The organism is Terrabacter carboxydivorans (assembly GCF_039532035.1).
GTDB classification, from domain to species: Bacteria; Actinomycetota; Actinomycetes; order Actinomycetales; family Dermatophilaceae; genus Terrabacter; species Terrabacter carboxydivorans.
In genome coordinates this window covers 22,398-28,397 of the sequence record NZ_BAAARE010000032.1, presented here as the reverse complement: position 1 = coordinate 28,397, position 6,000 = coordinate 22,398, and the positions used below count along the sequence as shown (strand labels likewise).

Sequence of the window (6,000 nt, the reverse complement as noted above, 5' to 3'; positions counted from 1 at the left end):
CCGTCGAGGCCGACGGTGAGACCCGTGTCTTCCGTCGGACCAGCACCAAGCCCGTGCGTAGCATCAAGGGCCAGCGGCCACGGACCGCTACCTCAGTTTCCTAGCCGGAGTGTCAAGCATCAGGTGACACAGATCCGTCAAGCATCAGGTGAGTCAAGACACGGACACAGGCACCGGTCCTCCGTCTCCAGCGCCAGGTGATGCGCGACATCGATGTGCCAGCTGACGTGCGACACCTCGCCTCACTGTCTGCGGCATGAGAGCGCGTGTCGCGGGACGCGAAACCGAACGTCTCGCGAGGCTGCGTGACAAGGTTTGCTCATGGACGGGCCCGACATCTCTGTCGTTGAGTTGCGAGCACCCTTGACTCTCCTGCTTGACGCCGTAGAGGAGAGGTTTGGCTCCAGACTGCAGTTCGATGAAGACTTCTATTGGAACGTGCCCTTGGGTGACGCGACCAGGGTGCAGCAGGACCCCGAGTTGAATCTAGGGTCCGTGATCGACGACGCGACGTCTGTGCGCGAGTTCTTGAATCGGGCGCCTGGCGATGGCATTTTCATCTGGCATGACGTCGATCACCTGGTCGGAGTGCTGCGCGCTATCGGTCGCCTAGACCTGCCCGGGTCATGAGTCAGGGAGCGTCGGGGACCATGCACCATGTCCGTGGGAAGTTGGGGCCTGTCGCCCCAGGATCGATGCATATCTGAGCCCTTGTTACGCACACATATCTGATCCAGAGAAACTCGCAACAGCGGAACGGATTCCCCGTCGAAATAGGAGCATTCTGATGTCTGGCTTGGAAATGGATTTGCCGTTCCGGAAGAAGATGTGGGTGGGAGATGTCGCAGATGTCGACAACTTGGACTCTGTGAGGCGATCGCGTGCGATATTTTCAGCGTTCGACTCTGGAAGCGTGTTCAGTGTTGGCGCTGGGGGCCTAGCGCTCAGCGTCTCTCGCGAGAGACCACCCCTCGATAGTCACTTGATGACTTTCGTTCCCACAGACCCGCGCTTTGGTCATGTCGAGGAGTCTGGCCTAGGGAGTGCTCGACTGACAGGCCGAGATGCTTCGATCGAGCTGCCCGGTGTTTCTTCACCTCAGTTCATTATCGTGGACAAAGAAGTTACGTGCTCAATCCTTTTGCCCTCGAAGTCCCCGCGTGCAGAGATGTCTTGGAAGTGGTTCGCGCAAAACGGAATCGTCTATCGCCTTACGGTTTGGTGCAGTGACCTAGACCTTTAGGACGTGCAGAACCTGCCCCCGCGACTGGCTGCGCGCGTTCATACGAAGGGGTGAGTACTGCCGACACGGAGATGCGCATGGCAAATCGCAAACATCGCCTCCATCGTGCGTTGCTACATGGCCCACGAACACAGCGTGGTCACGCGGCTGGCCGCGCTATGCGCCCGTCGTTCCGCCAACGTCCTCAACTCGGCATGTGGGTGAAACAACTTCCGCCGACACTCGGCGTGTTTCTTCGTCTCCCGGCACCCCGGCCGTGGACTCTGGAAGCGCGGACACACCCACACAAAAGACCTGAACTGACAAACACTGCGGGCTTGATGCCCTGGGGGTCGGCTCCCCACCCCGGCCAGAGGCCATCCACACGAATAGCCGCCACACACACAGACACGAACTTCTCGTCCGCCATCTTCTTCGTCATTCCTTGACGTGGCCTGGCGTGTGCGCGGCTCCCCGCGGCGCCGGCATCTTCTCGATCGTTTCTGGGCCGCCCTTTCGGACCGGGTGTGCCGTGCAGCGGGAGCCGCAGTACCTGCACGGCACACCCACCCGGACCGCTAGGGAAGGGGGTGGCCGACATGACCCGGGAAACACGAGACCGCGTCTGGGACGCCCTGCCCCTGCACCCCTGTGAGGCTCCCGCCGCGGAGAGTCACCCGCTCGACCTGGGCCACCTCGACGCGGCGACCGAGTCGCAGGTGCTCGCCCGGCTGCTGTCGCGGGACTTCGACGCCTGGTCTGAGGCCGCCGCCCGGGTCGGGCACTGCGCCAAGCCGATCCGGCTCCATGGCCACTCGGACACGGTCAACGCGCGTACCGGTGAGGTGCTCTCGAGCTTCTCCTCCACGGACAGCCCGCTCGGGGTGCTGCACGTGCGGTGCGGGAACCGCCGCGCCACCGAGTGCCCCTCCTGCTCCCGGCTGTATGCGGCGGACACGTTCCACCTGATCCGGGCCGGGGTCTCCGGCGGCAAGGGCGTCCCCGAGGAGGTCGGCGAGAACCCGCTGGTGTTCGCGACCCTGACCGCGCCCTCGTTCGGGCTCGTCCACGGAACCCGCGGCGGCCGCACCTGCCGCCCCTTCACGCCCAAAGGCCAGGACCGGGTCTGTGAACACGGCCGCCCCACCGTCTGCCACGCGAGGCATACAGACGGGGACGCGCGGCTGGGTCAGCCGCTGTGCCGGGACTGCTACGACTACGAGAGCCACCTCGTGTGGCAGTGGTGGGCCCCGGAGCTGTGGCGCCGGTTCACCATCGACCTCCGCCGCGCGCTGGCCCGGCACCTGGGCGTCCCGGAGTCGCGGCTGTCGGAGCTGGTGACGGTGCAGTACGCGAAGGTCGCCGAGTACCAGCAGCGCGGCATCGTCCACTTCCACGCCCTGATCCGCCTCGACGGACCCAAAACCGACGACGGCTTCGCCCCCGCACCGGCCGGACTGACGGCGGCGCTCCTGGCTCGGCTCGTCGAGCAGGCTGCCGCGGGTGTCGTCTTCGACGCGTCGCCGCTGTACGACGGCGACGTGGTGCGCCGGCTGCGGTTCGGCACGCAGCTCGACGCCCGACCGATCGCCACCGGCCGCCGGACCGACGACCCGGACCGGGCGCTGACCCCGGAGCAGGTCGCCGGCTACCTGGCGAAGTACGCGACGAAGTCGGCCACCGACAGCACGAACACCGACAGCCCGCACGCCCGCCGGCTCCGCGCGACCATCGTCGCGGTCACCGACCGGATCCACACGGACGCGCGCGCCGACGAAACAGACAACGCGACACCTCTGCGGGAGCACCCGTACGGCCTGCTGTTCAAGTGGCGACACATGCTCGGCTTCCGCGGCCACTTCTCGACCAAGTCCCGCCGCTACTCCGTGACCCTCGGGCAGCTGCGCCGGCGCCGGGTCCGCTACGAACGGGCCCTGGCCGCCGCCCGCCGCGAGGGTCGCACCGTCGACGTCCGCGACCTCGACGACCTCCTCGACGACGACGCCGAGGAGACCACCCTCGTCATCGGCCAGTGGACCTACGCCGGGACCGGCTGGGACACCGACGGCGACGCCGAGCTCGCCAAGGCCGCCGCCGCCCGCGCCCGCGAGTACGCCCAAGAACGCGCAGCGGCCCGGAAGCAAACCAAGGAAGGAAACCGACTGTGAGAGAGGAAGGTTCGGCAGATGAGTGAGATGAGTGAGCCGGAGAGACTGTGGACGTTGAAGGATGTGAGTGACTACCTGCGGGTTCCCGTCGGCACGATCTACCAGTGGCGAGTGCGCGGTGGTGGTCCTCCCGCGATGCGGATCGGGCGGTACCTGCGGTTCGACCCGGAGTCGGTCAGGGCCTGGTCCCGGGGCAAGCTCGAGGCCGCGTGAGATGGCCAGCATCGGCAAGAACCCCAGGGGTACCGGCTGGCAGGCGCGCTGGCGTGACCCCGGTGGCCGGCAGCGGAAGAAGAACTTTCCGCGCAAGGTCGACGCCCAGCGGTGGCTGGACCAGATGCAGGCCGAGCGTCACCGGGGCCAGTACATCGACCCCACCGCGGGCAAGGTGCGCGTGCGTGACGTCGCGGAGGCGTGGGCCTCGGGTCTGACGCACCTGAAGGTCTCGACCGCCACGCGCTATCGGGGACTGTTGACCGGCCACATCCTGCCGCGCTTCGGGTCCTGGGCCATCGCCGACCTGCGGCACACGGATGTGCGTGACTGGGTTCGCGACCTGTCCGCCAGTGGCCTCTCGGCCGGCAGCGTGCGCCAAGCCCACCGGGTGCTCTCGTTGATCCTTGCCGAGGCGGTCAAGGACGGACGGATCTCCCGGAACGCCGCCTCGGGCGTGCAGCTTCCACGCGCTGTGCGGCTCGAGCCCCGGTTCCTGACGGCGGAGGAGGTGGGTCGGCTTGTGGCAGCCGCCGGCAGCAACGGACTGTCGGTCGCCGTGCTGGCGTTCTGCGGCCTGAGGTTCGGCGAGCTGTCGGCGCTTAAAGTGCGGCGGGTCAATCTGCTGCGTCGCCGGCTCGTCGTGGCCGAGAGCGTCACCGAGGTCGGTGGCCGGCTCGTCTGGTCCACCCCGAAGACGAACCGGACCCGGACGGTGCCGTTCCCGCCGGCGCTCGGGCCCGGCATCGAGGCGCTGTGTGTCGGCAAGGGGCCGGATGATCTGCTGTTCACCGCGCCTGGTGGGGGAGCGGTCCGCCTCGGGAACTGGCGGCATCGGGTGTTCGACCCGGCCTGCCGAGAAGCGGGTCTGGTAAACGTGAGACCCCACGACCTGCGCCACACGGCGGCCTCCCTGGCGATCGCCGCGGGCGCCAACGTCAAGGCAGTGCAGCAGATGCTGGGGCACGCCTCGGCCGCGATGACGCTGGATGTGTACGCCGGACTCTTCGGCGACGACCTGGACGCCGTCGCGCTGGCGCTCGACGGGCTTGTGCCCCCGATGTGCCCCAGTGATCCTGCCGAGGCCCCGAAGGAGAGGCGACCAGGTGCCACCGATGCCATCTGACCTGCATAAAACGTGTGGTGGGGCAGCAGGGGCTTGAACCCTGGACCGACGGATTATGAGTCCGCTGCTCTGACCGGCTGAGCTACTGCCCCGGAACCGTCGCCGGCCGCGGCCGATGAGGTCGCAGGGAGTCTAGCGAGCCGTCGGTAGCCCCTCGGTGGAGGTGGCCGGGGCCGGCGTGGTCCCACCCTCTAGGCTCGCCGTGACGGTGGCCCCGAGCAGGTGAGGAAGAGCGAATGAGTGACGGCATCCGGGTGGCAGGGGTCGACGACGTCGAACCGGGCGAGGCGCTCGTGCTCGACACGGCTTTCACCGCGACGGTCGACCCGATCTCGCTCTTCCGTGACGACGACGGCACCTACTACGCCCTCGACGACACGTGCTCGCACGAGGATGCCTCGCTCGCGGAGGGCTGGATCGAGGCCGGCGAGGTCGAGTGCCCGCTGCACGCGACGCGCTTCTGCCTCGCAGACGGCAAGCCGATGTGCCTGCCTGCCACGAAGCCGGTCCGCACCCACCGGGTGGAGGTCCGGGACGGTGACGTCTACCTCTTCCCGGGCGTCCCTGCGGCGGGTCGAAGCGGACAAAACGACGCCTGAGACTGCTGGTGCCCGTGTGCCCCATGGTGCACAATGGGCGAGTGCTCGAAGCAGAGCACGCATGACCAGCCGTCACTGAGGCAGGCACCGGGTCACGAAGAAGCAGGCGTTGGGGAAGACGTCCCTGCAACTTCAGGAGGTTCGGATGGCTGTCGCGATGTCGCGCACCCAGACAGGCGGGGTTCTGTTCATCCACGGAGCCCCGGCCGCGCTGTGCCCGCACATCACGTGGGCGATCGAGGCTGTCCTCGACCAGCAGGTGACGCTCGACTGGATCGCGCAGCCCGCTGCGCCCCGGATGATGCGCACCGAGCTGCCCTGGGTCGGTGCCCCCGGCACCGGTGCCGAGCTGGCCAGCGCCCTGCGGGGGTGGGACGGGTTGCGCTACGAGGTGACCGAGGACCCCTCGCACGGGTGCGACGGAGCGCGGTGGTCCTACACGCCGCGGCTGGGGATCCACCACGCCATGACGTCCGCCTCGGGCGACGCCGTCGTCCAGGAGGACCGGCTCCGCGAGGCGATCCTGCGCACCCGCGGTGACGTCGAGGCCCTCCAGGACGAGATCGACCTGCTCCTCGGCATCCCGTGGGACGAGGAGCTCGAGGTCTTCCGCTACGCCGGCGACGGCGCCGCGGTCCGTTGGATGCACAAGGTGGGCTGACCACCGCACAG

6 protein-coding genes and 1 tRNA gene are annotated in these 6,000 nt (G+C 67.8%); 6 read left to right on the top strand and 1 reads right to left on the bottom strand.

Translation table 11 applies throughout. From position 1 onward, the window contains the following. Positions 1 to 321 precede the first annotated feature (321 nt). From ABD297_RS22070 to ABD297_RS22055, 4 genes are all read left to right on the top strand, one after another. Positions 322 to 630 carry a hypothetical protein gene (locus ABD297_RS22070; RefSeq protein WP_344257284.1) on the top strand — a complete coding sequence of 103 codons (309 nt, stop codon included), beginning with the start codon at positions 322 to 324 and terminating at the stop codon, positions 628 to 630. A 1,191-nt stretch (positions 631 to 1,821) separates the two neighbouring features. Further along, the gene (locus ABD297_RS22065; protein WP_344257283.1) at positions 1,822 to 3,390 is read left to right on the top strand and encodes a replication initiator; all 1,569 of its coding nucleotides are present in this window, start codon (positions 1,822 to 1,824) and stop codon (positions 3,388 to 3,390) included. A gap of 18 nt (positions 3,391 to 3,408) precedes the next feature. Further along, positions 3,409 to 3,603 (top strand): helix-turn-helix transcriptional regulator, encoded by a 195-nt coding sequence (locus ABD297_RS22060; RefSeq protein WP_344257282.1) that lies wholly within the window; start codon positions 3,409 to 3,411, stop codon positions 3,601 to 3,603. A gap of 1 nt (position 3,604) precedes the next feature. Next, positions 3,605 to 4,729 carry a tyrosine-type recombinase/integrase gene (locus ABD297_RS22055; RefSeq protein WP_344257281.1) on the top strand — a complete coding sequence of 375 codons (1,125 nt, stop codon included), beginning with the start codon at positions 3,605 to 3,607 and terminating at the stop codon, positions 4,727 to 4,729. A 15-nt stretch (positions 4,730 to 4,744) separates the two neighbouring features. On the opposite strand, the gene ABD297_RS22050 is transcribed toward ABD297_RS22055, so the two are convergent. Continuing rightward, positions 4,745 to 4,821, bottom strand: a tRNA-Ile gene (locus tag ABD297_RS22050). A gap of 144 nt (positions 4,822 to 4,965) precedes the next feature. Here ABD297_RS22050 and ABD297_RS22045 point away from each other — a divergent pair. Further along, complete coding sequence (locus ABD297_RS22045; RefSeq protein ID WP_344257280.1) at positions 4,966 to 5,328, top strand: bifunctional 3-phenylpropionate/cinnamic acid dioxygenase ferredoxin subunit; 363 nt, start codon at positions 4,966 to 4,968, stop codon at positions 5,326 to 5,328. A gap of 145 nt (positions 5,329 to 5,473) precedes the next feature. Then, positions 5,474 to 5,989 carry a DUF3145 domain-containing protein gene (locus ABD297_RS22040; protein WP_344257279.1) on the top strand — a complete coding sequence of 172 codons (516 nt, stop codon included), beginning with the start codon at positions 5,474 to 5,476 and terminating at the stop codon, positions 5,987 to 5,989. Positions 5,990 to 6,000 lie beyond the last annotated feature (11 nt).